Raw genomic sequence first — 19,489 nt, forward strand, 5'->3', positions numbered from 1 at the left:
GGTGTCATTGAGCCCGGCGGCGGCGGCCGCGCGGTGCGTTGTTGTCATTGGTCGTGCAGGTCCCGGTGGCCGGCATGGCGGCGCCCTCCACGTGCCGCACCAGGTCGGCGATGGTCGGGTGGCCGAAGAACATGTCGAGCAGGCTCACCTCGCGCGGCAGGCGGGGCTGGAGCCGCGTGTGAATGCGGATCATGTCCACGGAGGTGCCGCCCAGGTCGAAGAAGTTGTCGTCCGGGCCCACCTGCGCGACGCCGAGCACGTCCGCCCACAGCGCGCAGATGTCGGCGGCCAGCGGGCTGGTGGCGCCGGCGCGCGTGCTGCCCTGCGCCTGCCTGGCCACCGGCTCCGGCAGCGCCTTGCGGTCCACCTTGCCGTTGGCGGACAGCGGCAGCGAGTCGAGCCGCACGAACTGGCGCGGCACCATGTACTCGGGCAGGCGGCGGGCCAGGTGGGCGCGCAGGCCATCCTCGAACGCGGCCTTCGACAGCGGCGCATCCGCATCCGCCGCCTGCTGCCCCGGCAGACCGCCGGCCAGCATGTGCAGGTACATCGCATCGGCACCCAGCGCGAATGGATCGCCGGCCCGTTCGGCATCGAAGCCGCCCAGCTGCACCAGGCCCAGGCCGGCCGCGGCCGCGGCATCTTCCAGCAGGTGGCTGATGGCGCCGGCCTCCAGCAGGCACAGCGTGGGTGCCGCCGCGCCGTACTGCGGCTCGATCGCCTGCCGCGAACCGACCAGGAACAGCTGGAACGCGGCGGCGGCCACGATCGGCTGGTTGCGGCGCGGGTACAGCTCCAGGTCCAGCTCCGCGCCGGCCGGCAGCCGTTGCAGCACGTTGCGCACCGGGTGGTAGTAGTACATGCCGGATTCGATCCCCGCCACGCGGCGGATGTGCAGGTACAGCTGCACCGGATACAGGCCACCGGCCGACGCGTAGCGGTAGCGCGGCATGCCATCCTCGCCGCCCTGGCGCAGCGGTTCGAGCAGGCGGGCCAGGGCTTCCGGCGGAACCGTGTCGGCGGCGAACACCCGCGTCGAACGGCGTGCGATACGCCGCGGCGCCGTGTCGTTGAGCGCCGTGCCGGCGCCGTCCAGCAGGCGCAGGCCCGGCTGCGACAGCACGCCCTGCAGCTTGGCGGTACTGCCCGCGTCGTCGCGCAGGTAATAGCCGACCAGCTGGCCGGCCTTGCCGGCGCCCACGCTGGCGACCGCCGTCTGCACGCCCGGCCAGGCATTCATCGCGCTTTCGATCTCGCCCAGCTCCACGCGGTAGCCGTTGACCTTCACCTGGAAGTCGAGGCGCCCGAGGATTTCCAGCGTGCCGTCGGGCAGCCAGCGCCCCAGGTCGCCGGTGCGATACAGCCGCTCGCCGCTGCGCGGGCAGGTCACGAAGGCCTGCGCGGTGCGTTCGCCATCGTTCCAGTAGCCGACCGCCACGCCGATGCCGCCGATGCACAGTTCGCCGGGCACGCCGACCGGGCAATCGTCCAGGTTCGTGTCGCGCACATGGAAGCGCTGGTTCGCCATCGGCTTGCCGTACGGGATGCTGCGCCAGGCGGGATCGACTTCGCCGACGGGGTGCAGGACCGACCAGATCGAGGCCTCGGTCGCGCCGCCCAGGCTGTAGATGGCCGCGTTCGGGCACCAGGTGCGCAGCTGCGCCGGCAATGCCAGCGAGATCCAGTCGCCGCTCATCATCGCCACGCGCAGCCGCGTATCCGGCCGTTCGGCCACGTCGCGCAGGTAGCCGACGTACAGGTCGAGCAGGGCCGGCACCGTGTTCCACAGCGTGACGCCATGGCGCGCCATGATCTCCGCCCAGTGCGCCGGTTCGCGCGCCTGGCCGGGCGCCGGCAGCACCAGCGCGCCGCCGGCGCCCAGCACGCCGAAGATGTCCCACACCGACAGGTCGAAGTTGAGCGCGGACAGGCCCAGCACGCGGTCGTTCGCGCCGACGCCCATCCGCTGGTTGACGTCGGCGCAGGTGTTCAGCGCGCCGCGGTGGTCGATCGCCACGCCCTTCGGCGTGCCCGTCGAGCCGGACGTGTAGATCACGTACGCCAGGTCGCCGGGCGCGCGCAGGGCCGGCAGCGGCCGCGGCGTGCCCGGCACCAGCCCATCGAGCTCGATGACCAGGCAACCGGCGATGGAGCGGTGCCGCAGCGTGGCCGCATCGGTGACGACGGCGGCCGCGCCGGACAGGCGCAGCACTTCATCGATGCGTTCCTGCGGCAGGCCCGGTTCGATCGGCAGGTAGGCGGTGCCCGCTTCCAGGATGCCCAGCACGGCCACCACCTGGGCGGCCGACTTCGGCAGCATCACGGCCACCAGCGCACCGGTCGGCACCTGGCGGGCGCACAGCGCATGGGCCAGCGCGTTGGCTTCGCGGTACAGCGCGCCGAAGGTCAGCGTGCGGCCGCCGTCGGCCACCGCCAGGCTGTCCGGCCGCGCATGGCATTGCGCCAGCAGTGGTTCGTGCAGCAGTCCGGCCGGCACGGGCGCCGTGGTGGCGTTGCTGCGGGCCACCAGGGCCTGCTGGGCGGCCGGCACCAGGTCGAGCCGCGGGTGCTGCCACGCGGCGCCGTCGCGGGCCAGCCGCTGCAGCAGGCCGCTGAAGGCATCGAACATGGCGTCGACGAAGCCGTGCTGGAACAGTTCATCCACGCTGTCCCAGTCGATGGCCAGGTCGCCGCCGTACTCGCCGGCCTGGCAGTCGAGCCACACCTGCGGCGTCTGCGTGACGGCATAGGCGGTATGGCCCAGCCAGTCCAGCGGCGCCACGTCCGTGTCGCCCTGGCCGTTGCCGTTGCCGTTCACATTCCCGTTCAGGGCACCGGTGAAGACCACCGGCATCATCACCGACCCGGCGCCGCGCCGGCGCTCGGTGAGTTCGCGCAGCACGCGCACGCCGCTGACGGCGCGGTGGTCGAGGTCCTGCCACAGCTGCCGCTGCACGCCCAGCGCGATGTCGGCAAAGGCGCGCGGGGTCGACAGGTCGAACGCCAGCAGCGTGACGGTGGTGAAGTCGCCGACCAGCCGGTCGACGTCCGGGTGGAACGGCAGCCGGTTGAACAGGGTCAGGTTCAGGGTGAACCGCGGCGACTGCGACCAGCGCCGCACCACGCAGGCATAGATCGACAGCAGCAGCGCGGCCGGCGTGATGCGCAGCGCGCCGGCACGCTTCTTCAGCGCTTCCCAGTCGGCGCGCGGCAGGCGCAGGCTGCGGTGCGTGAACTTCGGCGCGGCGATCGATTCCGGGCTGCGCGCCAGCGGGAATTCCGGCGGCGGCGGCAGGTCGTCCAGCCGGTTGCGCCAGTAGTGCAGCGATTCCTGGAACGCCGGCGTGCCCTCCATCTGCCGCAGCCCCGCTTCGTAGTCGGCGAACGAGAACGCCAGCGGTGCCAGTTCGCCTTCCGGGTGGTCGTGGTAGTACTGCCAGTCGGCGCTGATCAGGTCGAAACTGTGCGCATCCAGGATCAGCACGTCGAGCGACAGGTGCAGGCGCAGCAGGCCGTCCGGCAGCCGGCTGGCGCGGATCTCGAACAGCGGCCACACGTCGGCCGGCAGCACCTGGTGCGACAGTTCCTCGCGCAGCGCGGCCAGGCGTTCGCCCCGCTCCGCCGCCGGCAGCGCCGACAGGTCTTCCACCCTGAAGCGGTAGTACGGCACGTCGGCCAGGATGCGCTGGTTGCCGTCCGACTGCATCACGGCGCGCAGCATGTCATGCCGGGCGATGACGCGGTTGAACGCACGTTCCAGTCCCTGCAAGTCGGCACCGCGTGCCTCGACTTCCAGGTAGCCGTGCGCGGACACGTTGCCCATCGCGAAGCCGCCCTGCCGGCCGACCCAGTAGGCCTGCTGGATTTCCGTCAGCGGGAAAGGCTTGCGGCGGCGCTCCGGATCGGGGTCCAGCCGCGGCACGCCCTGCCCGCGGGCCACCACTTCGCGCCGTTCGCGCATGCGTGCCAGCAGCGCTTCGGTCTGGGCGCGGGACAGGCCGGCGATCTTGTCGATGATATCCATGTGCTTCTCCTTACAGCGCGGAATGGGCGGACACTTCGGCCACCAGTTCATGCAGGTCGCCCACGCCCTCGGCCAGCGCGGCCAGCAGCGTTTGCGACAGTTCGGCCACGGTCGGCCGCGTCATCAGGTCGGACAGGCGCAGCGCCGCCTGCCAGTGAGTGTTCACGTCGAACAGCAGCCGCGTGGCCAGCAGCGAGTGGCCACCGAGCGCGAAGAAATCGCCGTCGATGCCGATCGCTTCCGGCGCCAGGCCGAGGTGGCGCGCAAAGCGCTGCACCAGGTCTTCCTCGATGGCGTTGCGGGGTGCCCGCAGATGCCCGGCGGCGCCGCTGTCCGGCACCTCGGTAGCCAGGCTGGCCAGCGCGCGGCGGTCGGTCTTGCCGTTCGGCGTCAGCGGCAGCGCGGCCAGCCGGTGGAAGGACGACGGCACCATCCAGCGCGGCAGGCGCTCGGCCAGCGCGGCGCGGATGGTGTCGCCCAGGTCGTCCACGCCGGCAGGGGCACTGTAGAAAGCCGCCAGCCGCGCCGGTTCGCCGTGCGCCACGGCGGCGCCGGCCTCGACGCCCGGCACGGCGCGCAGCGCCGCGTCGATGGCGCCCAGTTCCACGCGGTGGCCGCGGATCTTCAACTGGTCGTCGCGCCGGCCCAGGTATTCCACGGTGCCGTCGGGCAGCAGCCGGCCCAGGTCACCCGTGCGGTACATGCGGCTGCCGGGGATGCCGGACAGCGGATCGGGCAGGAAGCGCCCGGCGGTCATGCCGGGGCGGCCCAGGTAGCCGCGCGCCAGGCCATTGCCGGCCAGGCAGATCTCGCCCTGCGCGCCGGCCGGCACCGGCTGCGGCGCGCCGTCGGCATGGGGATCGAGCAGGTACAGCCGGGTGCCCGGCAGCGGACGGCCGATCGTCACGGCGCCGCCCTCGCCCGGCGCCAGGCGCAGCCACGTGGAATACGTGGTGTCCTCGGTCGGGCCGTACAGGTTGCAGACGGTGAGGTGCGGCCACAGCGCGCGCACCTGGTCGACCAGCACCTGCGGCAGCGCTTCACCGGCCAGGTTCAATACCCGCACCGCCGCTGGCAGGCACTGTTGCCGGGCCAGCTCGGCGGCGGCGCTGGGCACGGTGTTTACCAGGGTCACGTCGGAAAACTGCGCAGCGAAGTCGCCGTCCTGCGTCAGCGCGAGCACGTTGTCGACCAGGATCACCTTGCCGCCATGCGCCAGCGGCAGGAACAGCTCGAACACGGACAGGTCGAAGCACACAGAGGTCGACGCCAGCATGCCGGCCCGTTCGCCGGCCGTGAACTCGGCGGCGGCCCAGTCCAGGAAAGTGCACACGGTGCGGTGCTCGATCGCCACGCCCTTCGGTTCGCCGGTGGAGCCGGACGTGAAGATCACGTAGGCCAGCTGGTGCGGCGAGACCTCGACCGGCGGTACCTGCGGCGATTGCGCAGCCAGCACAGCATCGTCCAGGATCAGGCGCGGGCACGTGCCCAGCGCCACCTCGCCCATGCCGGCGGCGGTGATCACCAGCGCGGCGCCGGACAGGCGCAGCACGGTCTCGATGTACGCGGCCGGGTAGGCCGGATCGACCGGCACATAGGCGCAGCCCGCTTTCAGCACGGCCAGCAATGCCGCGGGCAGGTCCATGGTGCGCGGCAGGCAGACGGCGATGCGGTCTTCCGGCCGTACGCCGCGCGCCAGCAGCGCGTTGGCCAGCCGGTTGGCGCGGGCATCGAGTGCGCCGAACGTCATCGTCGCGGCGCCGTGGCGCAGCGCCACCGCGTCCGGGTCGCGCGCGGCCTGCGCCTCGACCAGCCGGTGCAGGCAGCTTTCGTTGATGGCCACCGGCGCCTGCCGCGTGACGGCTTCGCGCTCTTCCGGCAGCAGCGCATCGAACGCGGCCAGCGGCTGTTGCGGCGCGGCGGTAATCCGTTGCAGCAGGTGCGCATAGCGGCGCAGCATCCGCAGCGCGGTGGCTTCATCGAACAGCGCCGCCGAATAGGTCAGCACCAGTTCGATGCCATCGGTGCCCAGCAGCGCATCCAGCGTCAGTTCGTACTTCGTGTGGGTAGCGGGCGGCACCAGGGTCCGCGTCGCCACGCCGGCACCCTGCCAGGCATCGTGCGCTTCGCAATTGAACAGCACCTGCACGAGGGCGGGCCGGGCCGGATCGCGTTCCAGGCCGGCGGTGCGCACCATGTCGGCGAACGGGAAAGCCCGATGCGACAGCGCGTCGGCCACTTCGGCGCGCACGGCACGCAGGAAGCCGGTAAACGGCTGGTCGGCCACCACCTCGGCCATCAGGGGCACGACGTTGACGCCGAAGCCGACATACGACTCGGCCGCCGCGGCCGGATGCACGGACACGGGCACGCCGATGACGAAACGGGCGGCGCCGCCCAGCCGGGCCAGCAGCAGGCGCCAGGCCGCGTTGAGGGTCATGAACGGCGTGGCCTGGGCGGCCGCGCCCAGCTGGCGCACGGCGTCCAGCATCGCCGCCGGCAGTTGCAGCGTGACGCGGCCCGCCTCGAAGCGCTGCACGGCCGGCAGCGGGCGGTCGGTGGGCAGCTCGGGCGCCGGCGGCACCTGCGCCAGCCGGTCGCGCCAGTACGCGGCGGCGGCCGGATCGATGTCGTCGAGCTTGCGGCATGCCGCCGCCACCGGCAGCACCGGCTTCAGCTGCGCCGTGGTGCCCGAAGCGTCGCCGTTCCGCAGCGCGCCGTACAGCGCCCACAGTTCGCCGGCCAGGCGGCCGAACGACATGCCGTCGATGACCAGGTGGTGCGCCAGCAGGTACAGCCACGCTTCGCCGGACGGCAGCCGCAGCAGCCAGGCGCCGGCCAGCGGGCCGCGGCGCGGATCGAGCGGCGTGCGCTGGCGCACCGCGATCCAGTCGCGGGCACGCTCCTTCGCACCGTTGCCCAGCATGGAAAAATCCACCTGTTGAAGCGCAACGTGCTGAAGCGCCACGGTCGCGTCGGCGGGCACCACGAATTGCGTGTCCCCTTCGGCCACCCGGGCGCGCAGCAGCGGGTGCCGTGCCGCCGCGGCGGCCCATGCCTGCTCCAGCAGGCCGGCATCGAGCTCGCCGGTGATGGCGAACAGCGCGCCTTCGTTGTAGGCCGGCGCGATGCGTTCGCCCAGCTCCAGGTGGACGAGGATCTGGCGCTGCGCTTCCGACATCGGCAGCAGCATGTCGCGGTTCGGCTGTGCGCTCAGCACCGCCTGCCCGGCAGCAAGGGCCAGTGTTTCCGGCTGCCTGAACCCGGCGGCAGCCAGGCGATCGTGCCAGCGTTCCGGCGGCATCAGCGCGTGGGTGGGACGCACGTCGGTATCCGCGCGCTGCCACCAGCCTTCGGTGATGCCGAACACGAGATCCAGCCACGCGTGCGGGTGGGTGCATTCCTGCAGAAGCAGCGTGCCGCCATCGGCCAGCAGCGAGGACAGGTTGGCCAGCGTGGCGCCCAGGTCCGGCGTGGCATGCACCACGTTGGCGGCAATGACCACGTCGAACGTGCCGCCGATGTCCTGCGCCGCCGCGGCGCGGGTGATGTCGAAGCGCCGGTACGTGACGCGGCCATCGGCCAGCTCATGTTCGGCACGGGCCAGGAATGCCGGCGAGATGTCGGTGTACCAGTATTCGCTGCCGCTGCCCAGGCGGGGCAGCAGCTGGCGCGCGACGGTGCCGGTGCCGGCGCCTGCTTCCAGGATGCGCAGCGGACGGCCCGCGCCACGCTGGCATTCCAGCACCGCCTGGACCAGCCGTTCGTTGGCGGCGGCCGCGCCGGGTGCTTCCGCATACAGGCGCGTCAGCCATTCGAAACCTTCGCCGCGGAACAGCACGTCGACCGCTTCGCGCCGGCCCGCCAGCACCTCCGGCAACGCTTCCGCACTGCGGACGGCCAGCGCGGCGATGGCCCGCGGCAGGCGCTCATCGAGCACGGCGCGGCGCTGCGGCAGCGTGGCGGCCAGCCGGCGCAGCGCATCGCCGCGGGCCGTGCCCAGGTGTTCCAGCATGCGGTTCAGCAGCCTGCCGTGGGACGGCGCCACGGCGGCCGCCACATCCTCGCGCCAGCCCAGCCTGACGAGGGCGTCGGCGAACGCGGCCAGCGCGAAATCGTCCAGCGCCAGCGCGGCTTCGTGCGGCGCGGCGGGCGTTTTTTCCTGCGCTTTGACCTGTGCTTTGTCCTGCGCCTGGTCCGGCGTTTTGTCTGCTGTCTTGTCCGGCACTATGCCGCCACCGTCCGGCGCCGGGAAGAAGCCGCCGGCACGCATCGCGTTGGCGCTGTCGATGGCGGCGGCGACGATGCGTTCCAGGTCGGCATCGGCGTGCGCGGTGGTCAGGAAGCAGGTATGCCCTTCCCAGATGTACACGCCGCGCAGGGTCATGTGATAGAAGAACAGGTTCGCTTCGACGGGCTGGAACTCGACGCTGAAATTGTTGAAGAACACGAAGCGCAGCAGCGAGCCGGCGTGGTCGACGCGGATCGGGAATTGCGCGGCGGCGTAGTGCGCGTTCAGCCGCGCCGCCAGCCGTTCCGTGCGGCCGTTCAGCGTGCGGTACAGGTCTTCGCCTTCAGCCTCGATGCGCTCCAGCACGGCGATGCACGCCGCCATCGTCAGCGGATGGCCCGAGAACGTGCCGGCAAAGAAGGTGTGCGGCTGGCGCGGCGCGGAATCGTCGCCATAGCGCCAGGCGCCGCCGTCGATCGCATCCATGAAGCGCGCGCGGCCGGCGATGATCCCGATCGGCATGCCGCCGCCGGCCACCTTGCCGTACGAGGCGATGTCGGCCTGCACGCCATACCAGGCCTGGGCGCCGCCGGCGTGCAGCCGGAAGCCGGTGATGATTTCATCGAACATCAGCGCGCAGCCGGTGTCGTCGGCGATGCCGCGCAGCGCCTGCAGGAATGCCTTCGGCTGCAGGCCGGGGCGGCGGCTCTGCACCGGCTCGGCGATGATGGCCGCCGCTTCCGGCGCCAGTTCGCGGATCTTTTGCAGCGAGGCCTCGGTGCCCCACTCCAGCATGACCACTTCCCGCGCGCTCGATGCCGGCACGCCGGGTGCGCCGGGCTGGCCTTCCGGGCCGTTGCGGCCGGCGCTGGCCAGCGTGGCATCGGCATGGCCGTGGTAGGAGCCGGTGAACCGGATGATGCGGGTGCGGCCCGTGACGGCGCGTGCCAGCCGGATCGCCGTCATCACGGCTTCGGTGCCGGAGTTGGCGAACGCCACGCGCTCGGCGCCGGTCAGCCGCGCGACCAGGGCGGCGGCCCGGCCGGACAACGGCGATTTCGGCCCCACCTGGATGCCGTCGGCCAGTTGCCGGCGCAAGGCGTCGACCACCATCGGCGGGTTGTGGCCGAACAGGCAGGCGCCGAAAGCCATGGTCAGGTCGACATAGTCGTTGCCGTCGACATCGGTGATGTGGCTGCCGGCGCCCCGGTCGACCACCAGCGGATAGATCATCTCCTTGGTGGCGCGCTTGAAGCCCAGCGAGCTGCGGTAATCGGCGAACACGGCGCGGTGCTGCTCGGCATACGCACGCGAGCCGGCGGTCTTCGCGGTGTAGGCGCGGGCCAGTTCGTCGATGTGGGCCTGCTTGCGGCTGTCGAGGGCCGGCGCGGCCGGCGGCTGCGGCGAGGGGATGGGCTGTACGGCGGCCTGCGGAGCCATGGCTGGCTGAATATTGATTGGCTGAACATCGGCCAGCTGTACGGCGGATGGCGTGACGGCGGCCATACTGCCGCCTTGCGATACCTGCAGCGCCATCGCATCGCGCAGCGTGGCGAGCTGCTGCTCGAACAACCGGGCCAGGTCGCCGATGCCGCCGGCCGCCGGCATTGCGGCGGCAAGGGGTGCAATCGCAGGCATCGCCGCGGCGAGTGGAGCAGCCGCCGGATTCGCCTCCACAACTGAAGTGGCCGGCGCTACGGATGGCGCGGCCGTCACCGGCGCATGGGACGCCAGGTGCGTGGCCAGCCGCTCGATCGTATCGAGCCCTTCGAACAGCGCGGGCAATTCCACCCGCACGCCGAAGTGCGCTTCGATGCGGCCGCCGAATTCGGTCAGCACCAGCGAATCGGCGCCGCTTTCCAGGAAGCTGCGGCGGCTGTCCAGCGCGGCGGGCGGGCAGCGCAGCAGTTCGGCCAGCGCGGTGCGCAGCCAGCCGGCGGTGTCGAAAGCTGGAATGGTCGCGGCAACCGCCGCGGGAGTATGGGGAGCATTCATTGCGGGGGCCTCGGAACGGGAAATCCAGTGGGGAGCGAGATCGAACGGATAGGCGGGCAGCGCGATGGCGGGATCGGCGTCGGTGCCGAGCAGTGCCGCCCAGTCGGGCCGGGCGCCGATGCAGTACAGGCGGCCCAGCGCGGCAAGCAGGCCGCGCGCCGCTTCGCCGGGCACGCACGACACCACTTCGGTGCCGGGCAAGGCGCCGCGCCGCAGCAGCCCGGCCAGCACCGCTTGCGGGGCGATTTCCAGCAGCACGTCGGCACCGTCTTCCTGGGCGGCGGCCATGCAGTCGGCGAACCGCACGGTGCGGCGCAGGTGCCCGGTCCAGTAGGCGCCATCGACCTGCGCCAGCCGGGCACCGTGCAGGTTGCCGTACAGCGGGATCACGGGCGTGCGGTAGCCGATGCCGGCGGCCACGTGGCCGAATTCCTCCAGCACCGGGTCCATCAGCGCCGAGTGGAACGCCGTTTCGACCTGCAGCGCCTGCACCGTGAAGCCGGCCGCCTGCGCGGCGGCACGGGCGGTGTCGAGCGCCGCGGCCGGGCCGGTCAGCGTGACCACGCCGGGCGCGTTGACGGCCGCCACTTCGACGCCGCCGGGCAGCCGCCCCAGCCAGCTGTCGAGCAGGTCGGCACGCCCGGTGACAGCCTGCATCGCGCCGCCGGTGCAGCGCGCCATCAGCCGGGCGCGCGTGGCGACCAGCAGCGCGGCGTCGTCCAGGTCGAGCGCGCCGGCGATGCACGCGGCCACGTACTCGCCCAGGCTGTGGCCGAACGCGGCGGCCGGCTGGATGCCGCCGGCCATCAGCGTCCACGCCAGCGCGTATTCGCAGGCGAACAGCGCGGGCTGGGCGAACGCGGTCCGCGCCAGCACCGCGTCATCCAGCGGCGCGGCGCCATACAGGTGGTCCGCCACCGGCAAGCCGTGCCGGGCGAACGCGGCGGCGGCGGCATCGAATGCTTCGCGATAGGCCGGCACATGGCGGTACAGGTCCGCGCCCATCGCGGCGTGCTGCGCGCCCTGCCCGCCGAACACGAAAGCGATGCGCGGCGCCGCGCGGCCGGTCACGTCGCCGCGCAACGGGGTTCCGCCGTCCAGTTGCGCAGCGATGTCCGCCGCATCGGTACCGATGGCCACGGCGCGGTGCGACAGTGCCGAGCGGCCCGCCGCGGCGGCGCGGGCGATACGCTGAAGCGCCGCCGGTTCGTCGCGCACTTGCCGCGCATAGGCCCGGCACAGCGCGTCCAGCGCCGTTGCCGATTCCGCGCCGACCGGCAGCACGGTGGCGGCCAGTGAATCAGGCAGGCAATCGGATGGCTGCGCGGCCAAAGATGCCACGCTGTCATGGCGCTCCAGGATCACGTGGGCATTGCTGCCGCCGAAGCCCATCGACGTGACGCCCACGTGGCGCAGCGGCGCGGCCAGCGGCTTGCCGTCGGCCAGGTGCAGCCGGCCTTCGGCGCGATCGAGCCGGGGATTGGCTTGCGCCAGCCCGGCAACGGGCGGCACCTGCTGGTACCGCAGGCACAGCACGGCCTTGGCGAAGCCGGCCAGGCCCGCGGCCGCTTCCAGGTGGCCGATATTGGCCTTGACAGTGCCGACCAGGCACGGCATGCCGCCATCGCCACGGCCGGCGCCGACCACGGCGTTCAGCGCGTTCCACTCGATCGGATCGCCCAGCGCCGTGCCGGTGCCGTGCGCTTCCACGTACTGCAGGGCGGCGCCGGCGATGCCCGCGGCATCGAGCGCGGCGCGCACCAGTTGCTGCTGGGCGTTGCCGTTCGGCGCCGTCAGCCCGAAGCTGCGGCCATCCTGGTTGATGGCGCTGCCGGCGATGCGGGCGAGGATGGGATTGCCGTAAGCCTCGGCCATTTCACGGCGGCGCAGCACGACGGTGACCACGCCTTCGCCGCGCACGTAGCCGTCGGCCGCCGCGTCGAAGCTGTGGCAGGCGCCGCTGGGCGACAGCATGCCGGCGCGGCGCAGCGTGGCCGACAGCCGCTCGTCGAGCAGCAGGTTGACGCCGGCCACGATGGCGGTATCGCAGTCGCCGTCGAGCAGGCTGCGCCATGCCGTATGCAGCGCGACCAGCGACGACGAACACGCCGTGTCGATGGCCAGGCTGGGGCCGCGCAGGTCGAGGAAGTACGACAGCCGGTTGGCGACGATGCTGTTGGCGCCGCCCGTGGCGGCGTGGGCGCCATCCGTCTCGTCCAGCACGCGCTGGCCGTATTCCTGGCCGCTGACGCCGACGAACACGCCGGTGCGGCTGCCGGCCAGCTGTTCGCGCGGGATGCGTGCCGCCTCCAGCGCATGCCAGGCGCTCATCAGCAGCAGGCGCTGGCGCGGGTCCATGCGCGCCGCTTCGTGCGCGGCCAGGTGGAAGAACGGCGCATCGAAGCCGTCAATGTCGTCCAGCCAGCCGGCCTGGCCGGCGGCACCGAGCGCACCGCGCGCCGCCGGCGGCAGGCCGACCGCCGGGCGCCCTTCCCGCAGCAGTTCCCAGAACGACGCCAGGTCCGGCGCGCCGGGGAAGCGGCCGTGCATGCCGACGACGACCACGCCGTCCTGTGCCGGGGCCGCCGCCTGCGCCGGTATCGCCGGCGCGGCCAGCGTGGCCAGGTGCCGCGCGCAGGCGGCCGGTGTCGGGTGATCGAACAGCAGCGTGGTGGGCAAGACCAGCTGGAACTGCCGTTCCAGTTCGCCGGAGAGCCGCACGGCGTCGTTCGAATCGAGGCCCCAGTCGGCAAACGCGCGCTCGGGGCGGATTGCCTCGAGCGGCAGCCCGGCCAGCGCTGCCACACGCTCGCGCAGCCACGCCTCGATGCGGGCCGCGTTGGCCGGGGCCGGTCCCGCCGTGGACTCGGCGGTTTCGGGCGCGGCCAGCAGCGCCGGGCTGCGCCAGGCCGCCTTTTCTTCCAGCGTGCCGTCCAGGAACATCGCGCTGGTGGCGCGCCGCTGTACCTTGCCGCTGGTGGTCTTCGGGATCGTGCCCTGGCGGATCAGCGCGATACCGGCCACCTTCAGCTCGTGGCTGTCGGCGATGCGGCGGCGGATGGCCGTCAGCACTTCCTCGGTATCCCGCCCGGCGTTGAAACGGCGGTCGGTTTCCGCCACCACGCACAACTGCTCCGTGCCGTCGACAGGCACCGCGAACGCCGCCGCGCCGGCCGGGCGCAGCAGCGGGTGCGCGCTGTCGACGGTATGTTCGATATCCTGGGGATAGTGGTTCCGGCCGCGGATGATGATCACGTCCTTCATGCGGCCGGCGATGACGACCTGCCCGTCGTGCAGGAAGCCCAGGTCGCCGGTGCGCATCCAGCGCCGCGGGCTGACCTGCGCATCGTCCTCCACCAGCACGGCGCCGAAGGTGTCTTCGGTGCGTTCCGGATTTTCCCAGTAGCCTGCGCCGACGGCGGCGTTGCGCACCCAGATTTCACCCACGCGGTCCGCGGCGCAATGCCGGCGGGTGGCCGGATCGACGATCGCCAGTTCCGTGTCGCCGATCGGATAGCCGCTGCAGGCCAGCCACGTGGTGCCCGTTCCGCCCTCGGCGCGCATGGCGACGCGGTGCATTTCCAGCGCGCGGGTATCCACGTGCAGGCCGTGCGGTGCCTGGCCGGCCGCCTCCAGGTGGCTGCCGGTGACGATGCAGCTGGCTTCGGCCAGGCCCCAGCTGGGGTTGAAGACACCTGCCCTGAAGCCTGCCGGCGCGAACTTCTCCGTGAAGGCGCGCATGGTTTCCATGCGCACCGGCTCGGCGCCATTGAGGGCACCCTGCCAGCACGACAGGTCGAGTTCGGCCAGCTCGCCGGCCGTGACGCTCTTCATGGCGAGGTCGAAGGCGAAGTTCGGACCCATCGTGTGCGTGATGCGGTAGCGGCTGATGGCGCGCACCCAGCGCGACGGTTGCTGCACGAACGAGGCGTTCGGCATGATGTAGCCGCGGATCGCCAGCCGGATAGGCGTCAGCAGGCCATAGATCAGGCCCAGGTCGTGGAACGGTGGCAGCCAGTTGAGCAGGCTCGAATGCTCGCCGTGCGCGCAGCCGCGGGCAAAGTAGCCGGTATTGGCCAGCAGGTTCGCGTGCGTCAGCATCACGCCTTTCGGCAGCGCGGTGGAGCCGGACGTGTACTGCAGGAAGGCCACGTCGTGCGGATCGATGCGCGGGGCTTGCCATGCATCGGCGCCCGCCATGTCGACTTCTTCGCTGGCGATCCAGGCCATGCCGCGCAGGGCCGGCATGGCATCGAACGACTCGGCCGCCTTGTCCGCCAGCAGGCGCGTGGTCAGCACCGCGCGCGGCGCGGCCGAGGCGCCGATGGCCAGCAGTTTTTCCAGCGTCTGCTGCAGGCGCGCCGGCCGCGGCGGCGGCAGCGGCACCGCGATCCGGCCCGCGTACAGGCAGCCGAAATACGCGCTGGTGAATTCCATGCCCGGCAGGTACAGCAGCATCACCCGGTCGCCGGGCTGCGTGCTGGCGATCAGCGCCTGGGCGATGGCGCGCGCTTCCCTGTCGAGCTGGGCGAAGGTGGCGGTGGCGGCGGCTTCCTCGCCGTCCCGCAGGTAGGTCAATACCGGGAAATCCGGCAGCCGGGCCGCCTGCTGTCGCAGCAGGTCCACCAGGTCGCGCGGTGCGAAGTCGTCATGCATGTTCATCTTCTGCCCCTGATTGTTTTGTCGAATGTCAGAAACTTGCCGTCATGCCGAGGAACAGCACGCTGTCCAGGTAGCGGCGGGTGTCGCCATGCCGCGAGCCGAATGGCACCGTGAGGTTGGCGGCCAGCTTGATGCGGTCGTTCAGGTCGTGGGAAATCACGATCGTGGTACTGCCGTCCTTCGAGCCCAGGCCGTAGCTGACCTGCGCCACGAGGCTGGTGGACGGGGCGATGCGGCGGTTCACGTATTGCGCGTAGACCGTGTCGCGGCCGAAGGTGCGGGCATACGGTTGCACCACGGCGCCCAGCTGCCCCGCCGCGGCACCGGCGGCGAAGGGATTACTGAAGGGATCACTGCCGCGGAAGCGGCCAGCCTGCGCGACGGCGAACGCGTCCAGCGCCGCGCGCTCGGCCGCCGTGTAGCCCTCGGTGTTGCGGCGGTATTCCAGGTTCACGGTGCTGCCGCCTTCGAAGGTGTAGGAACCGCCGACAAGCACGTCGTAGTGGCGCTTGCGGTCGTCGGCCCGCGTTGCCAGCTGCCAGTCCTGCGTGCCGTTGCTCGCGGCGCCCGGTGCCAGGGCCAGCAGCCGGCGCGACCCGCGGAACGTGGCGGCATCGAAGTACACGATGACGGCATCGTTGACGGTCCACTGGCCATAGGCCCCGTACTGCTTTCGGCCGGCCCGGTACGAGGCCACGGCGCCGACGGCGAACGCATCGCCCACATGGTCGGCCCGCAACGCTGTTTCGGGCTTGAATGGCCGCAGCAATTCGCGGTCGCGGCCTTCGTCGACATTGCGCACCAGCGCCACCGTGTTGCGATCGTCGATGCGCCAGCGGGCGCCGGCGAAATCGCGCGAGGGCAGTTCCGTGAACGGGTTCACCTGGTTGGTCTCCGTGAAGAACGGGTTCGATGGCGAGGCGAATTGCGAAGGCCCCCACAGCATCAGCTCGCGGCTGTAGAACAGGTCGACATTGCCGAGGCGCCCTTCCACCAGCCAACTCTGCAGATACGCCTTCGTGTCCCGCTTGTCGCCGCTGGCCGCGCTGGTGCCGGTGGCCCGGCTGTAGGTCACGCGCGGGCCGATGGCCAGCACGCCGTACTTGCCTTCCATGCGCCAGCGCAGGCGGGCTTGCGCGCCGTGCTCCATGCGCGGGATCCCTGCCAGCAGGTTGTCCGGGTTGTAGGGGCTGTCGCCGCGCACGTCGTACAGGGAGCTGAACAGCACCAGGTCGGCGCCGAATTCCGGATCGCGGGCCGACACTTCCCCCGCGCAGGCCGCCAGGGTGGCCAGCACTACCAGAGCACATCGCATGTGGAACCTCGTTGGTGGTGGATTGGGCCTGCTTCAATCGTGGACTTGATCGATCGTGGACTTGATCAGACCAGGACTTGATTGCCCATCAGTTGCGCATCAATTCCGCGTCAGGTTCGCCAGGCTGAGCGTGGCCGATGAGATGTCGTCGACCTTCACGTCCCAGTATTTGAGGATGGTGCGCTTGGAAGGTTCGAGCGCGTCGGCGATTTCCATCCTGCTGACGAAGCGCACGGTCCGGCCGTCATGGCGCACGTGGTTGTCGTATTCGATGCGCGCGGTCTTGAGCACGTTGCCGGACACGGCGAAGTACTCGGCCTTGATGCCGAGGGCGTTTTCCTTGTCGATGAAGTAGCGGATGCGGTCATACGCCACCGAGCCCGATTTCGCCTTCAGGTCCAGCACCCAGACGGAGCGGCCATCGACGGTGCCTTCGCCCACCAGCGTGGCATCGTAGTCGCGGCTGTAGTTGGTGGTGGCGATGTCGCCATTCGACGCTTCGCCCAGCATGCGCTGGCGTGGCGAGATGGCGACGGGCTTGCGCACGTCCGGCGAGGCGAACCACATATTGCGGCCCTGCATCAGCATGCGGTTGCCGCGTACCCGCGGCGGCTCGGTAAAGCTGATCAGGCTGTCGGTGGCGGCGGCCTGGATCTGCAGCTTCAGCTCGGAACCGGGCTGGCCGTCGCGGATCTCGGTGACGCTGCTGTTCAGCTGCACGCCTTTCAGCCCGCCGCCGCGCGCCATGTCGCTCTGTTCGAGCAGCTTGTTGGGGTCGGGCGCTACGGGCGCGGCTTGCGCCTCGAATGTCACGGCGGCCGCCAGCAACAGCCGCACCAGGTTTTTTGCGTTAAACATGAGAAAGTGCTCCGGTGATGTTACGGCGCGACGCGCGCCGGGCGGGCAGGTAGGAGGCCAGGGCGGCCAGGACTACCAGCGTGAACAGGGAACCGCCGAGGTTGGCGGCGACGAGCTCGACGACGAGCGGCACTTCGGCGGCCGCGTCCGGCGGCATGTAGGTGATGCCGGCGCCGTTGATGAGGAAGCCGGCGGCCAGCGTGATGGCGATGCCGAGGCCGCAGCCGATGGCCACGATCAGCATGCCTTCCAGCACGAACAGGCTGTCCAGCGTGCGCACCTGCATGCCCAGCGCGCGCAGCGTGCCGATCTCGCGGGTGCGTTCGGTGATCGTCATGCCCATCGTGTTGAACACACTGGCGAGCACGACGATGGCGACGACGACGCTGATGAACAGGTACATCATGTCGAACAGGCTTTTCACCTGGTTGTAGTAGACCGACAGCGTGCGCCAGTCGCGCACCTCGACGGGGATGCCTTCGGCGGCCAGCACCTTCTTCACGGCGGCGGCGGTGGCCGGCAGGTCGCTGCCGTCTTCCAGCAGCAGCACGATGCGCTCGGCGCCTTCGAAGGCCATCAGGCGGCGCGCCGTGGCCAGCGACACCAGCACGAACTTGTCGTCGGTGCCCAGGCTGCCGGTGGCGGACGCTTCCAGCATTTCGATGCCGACCGCGTTGACCATGCCGTCCAGCGTGGCGCCCAGCAGCGTGGCATCGCTGCCCACTTTCAGGCCCAGCGACTCGGCCAGCCGCTTGCCGAACACGGCGCCCTGGGTGCGCTGCGGATCGAGCTTGCCGGGCTGGTCCGCATACTTTTCGCCGCGCAGCGCAAGCATGTCCTCGGCGCGCATGCCCTCGCCGATATAGATGCGCGAGGTGTCGCCGTTGCTGACCAGGCCCGACATCGTGATGCGCGGGCTGACCAGCTTGACGCCGGGCAGTGCCGACAGCCGGGACGTGGCCCGCGCCAGTTCGCGGTCGGTGAAGGCATACCGGCGCGGGTCTTGCGCGCCCTTGTCGAACAGGCCGGGCTTGCCGACGGTGAGGTGGCCGAGCCGTTCGCCGACGATGACCTCGTCTTCGAGCGAGCTGTAGACGGATACGAAATAGCCCTCGAACAGCGACAGGGCAACGAAGCCGATGACGACCGAGGCCAGCGTGGCCATGCTGCGCCGGCGGTTGCGGGCCGCGTTGCGGGCGGCGAGCTTGAAGCGGGTGATCATGTCCATCATGCGGCCCTTTCGCTGGCGTTGCGGGTATCGGTGACGATGCGGCCGTCGGACAGTTCCAGCCGCCGGCTGGCATAGCCGAGCAGCCGCGCATCGTGGGTGGAAAACACGAAGGTGACGCCCTTTTCCTCGTTCAGCCTGCGCATCAGGCCGATCACGGATTCGGAGGTGACGGAATCGAGGTTGGCGGTGGGCTCGTCGGCCAGCACCAGCTTCGGGTCGTTGACGAGCGCGCGGGCGATCGCCACGCGCTGGCGCTGGCCGCCGCTCATTTCGTCCGGCAGCTTGCGGGCCTGCTGTTCGAGGCCCACGTCGGCCAGCATGCGGAGGGCGCGGGCCTTGCCCTCGGCGGCCGGCACGCCGGCGATCTGCAAGGGCAGCATCACGTTTTCAAGCGCGCTCAGTACCGGCACCAGGTTGAAGCCCTGGAACACGAAGCCGATCGTGGCATTGCGGAATTGCGCGGCGGCCGTTTCGCCGAGGGTGGCGTAATCGGTGCCGTCGATGCGCACGGTGCCCAGGTCGGCACGGTCCAGCAGGCCGACCAGGTTGAGCAGCGTGGACTTGCCGCTGCCCGAGGCGCCCCAGACGCAGGCGAATTCGCCCGGCTGCACGTGGAGGCTGAGCTTGTGCAGCGCAACAACCCTGCCCTGGTCTTTCCCGTACGCCTTCTCGACGTGGGTGAGTTCTACGATGTTCAATGGATGCTCCTTGGAAAATCAGGCAAAACGGGGCCCCGCGGCGACGCGCATGGCGTTGCCGGCCTGGGTGCATCGCGCTTGGTGGCGATGCATGCTGTCGGGGTACTGGTCGCTACCGGCGCTGGCCGGATACTGATTACCGCCTGGGACGCAAGTCGGTCTGCTCGCGCTGGCAGGCCGGGGTCCGGGCTGGAGGGAGGCTGGAACCGTGCGCCTGGCACGGCATTGCGCGAGATGGTGTAGTCATTTGCGCCTCCCGTTCGAGTGAAGGCATCTTAGCGATGGTGCGCAGCACAATCCGTCGTGGAGTTGTGCCGCTTTTGTAGCAAATGTGTACGGGTAATGAATGCCTGGCCAACGGGTCACCAGGAGGCGATTCCCTGCGCGCGGCTGGGTCCGGCAGGCCGGATGAGCTGGAGCGCGAGGGAATGCAGGGATGCAGCGGTTGGCGAGGCGAGCTGAGGCGAGGTGCAGA

General features: G+C 70.9%; 6 protein-coding genes. All 6 read right to left on the reverse strand.

From position 1 onward, the window contains the following. Positions 1 to 4 precede the first annotated feature (4 nt). The gene (locus tag EYF70_RS26475; RefSeq protein ID WP_131148055.1) at positions 5 to 4,024 is read right to left on the reverse strand and encodes a non-ribosomal peptide synthetase; all 4,020 of its coding nucleotides are present in this window, start codon (positions 4,022 to 4,024) and stop codon (positions 5 to 7) included. 10 nt (positions 4,025 to 4,034) lie between these two features. Further along, positions 4,035 to 14,906 (reverse strand): non-ribosomal peptide synthetase/type I polyketide synthase, encoded by a 10,872-nt coding sequence (locus EYF70_RS26480; protein WP_165497796.1) that lies wholly within the window; start codon positions 14,904 to 14,906, stop codon positions 4,035 to 4,037. Between the two features lie 34 nt (positions 14,907 to 14,940). Further along, complete coding sequence (locus EYF70_RS26485; protein WP_131148057.1) at positions 14,941 to 16,227, reverse strand: hypothetical protein; 1,287 nt, start codon at positions 16,225 to 16,227, stop codon at positions 14,941 to 14,943. Positions 16,228 to 16,326: 99 nt separating this feature from the next. Next, positions 16,327 to 17,085, reverse strand: coding sequence for an outer membrane lipoprotein-sorting protein (locus EYF70_RS26490; RefSeq protein WP_131148058.1), 759 nt, complete (start codon positions 17,083 to 17,085; stop codon positions 16,327 to 16,329). After that, the gene (locus tag EYF70_RS26495; RefSeq protein ID WP_131148059.1) at positions 17,078 to 18,316 is read right to left on the reverse strand and encodes an ABC transporter permease; all 1,239 of its coding nucleotides are present in this window, start codon (positions 18,314 to 18,316) and stop codon (positions 17,078 to 17,080) included. Before EYF70_RS26495 ends, EYF70_RS26490 begins: the two co-directional genes overlap by 8 nt. Next, the gene (locus EYF70_RS26500) at positions 18,313 to 19,014 is read right to left on the reverse strand and encodes an ABC transporter ATP-binding protein (protein WP_131148060.1); all 702 of its coding nucleotides are present in this window, start codon (positions 19,012 to 19,014) and stop codon (positions 18,313 to 18,315) included. The genes EYF70_RS26495 and EYF70_RS26500 overlap by 4 nt, the downstream gene beginning before the upstream one ends. Between the last annotated feature and the right edge of the window lie 475 nt (positions 19,015 to 19,489).

Source organism: Pseudoduganella albidiflava, assembly GCF_004322755.1.
GTDB classification, from domain to species: Bacteria; Pseudomonadota; Gammaproteobacteria; order Burkholderiales; family Burkholderiaceae_D; genus Rugamonas; species Rugamonas albidiflava.